The sequence below is a fragment of the Bradyrhizobium ferriligni genome, assembly GCF_056837965.1.
In genome coordinates this window covers 1-611 of record NZ_JBXEJO010000212.1, presented here as the reverse complement: position 1 = coordinate 611, position 611 = coordinate 1, and the positions used below count along the sequence as shown (strand labels likewise).

The 611-nt window shown below is 38.1% G+C and carries 1 protein-coding gene; it reads right to left on the bottom strand.

Features of this window, described 5'->3' with window-relative positions:
• Window positions 1–190: 190 nt before the first annotated feature.
• A partial coding sequence (locus AC1VNY_RS42535) for a hypothetical protein (RefSeq protein WP_482409676.1) occupies window positions 191–611 on the bottom strand: 421 nt, incomplete at its 5' end.

Below are 611 nucleotides of genomic sequence, written 5' to 3'. Positions count from 1 at the left end.
ATAAGAGACAGCCACAAGAAGCACCTGAAGATTGAAGGAATGTAATAATAGTTGCCAGTTGAAGGACGAAAGGTAGCAAAAGGATTGTATGAAATATAGTTTACTAGCTGTACTGAGTCACACAGGAAACATATTTGATAAAATGATTGGAAAAATGGCTGTGAAATACTATCCAGTCACATCATCATCATCAGGTGCCGTCTCCACATCGAAGGTTGGCTGCAATGAATCTCCAGCATCCTCTGTCTTTCGCCTTGGTGTTGCACACTGCCAGACTGTAACCTGTCCATTTCTTAAAGTTTCCCTCCCACTTATCTCTCGGTCTTCCTCTTGCTCTTCTCCCCTCAACTTTCCCCTCTAGTAAATGTTTTATCATGGTGTCATGTCTTTTTATGTGCCCAAAATACTTTACTTGTCTGAATTTTATTTCTCTTAATAATTGTTTCTTCATGCCTAGTTTTCCTAAAACTTGTTTATTTGTCGGTTTTTCTGTCCATGAAACTCTGCCTATTCTTCTATATATCCACATCTCAAATGCATCAATTCTGTCTTCTAACTGCTTGTTCATTGTCCATGTTTCCGAGCCATTCATTAATATAGGATATATATAG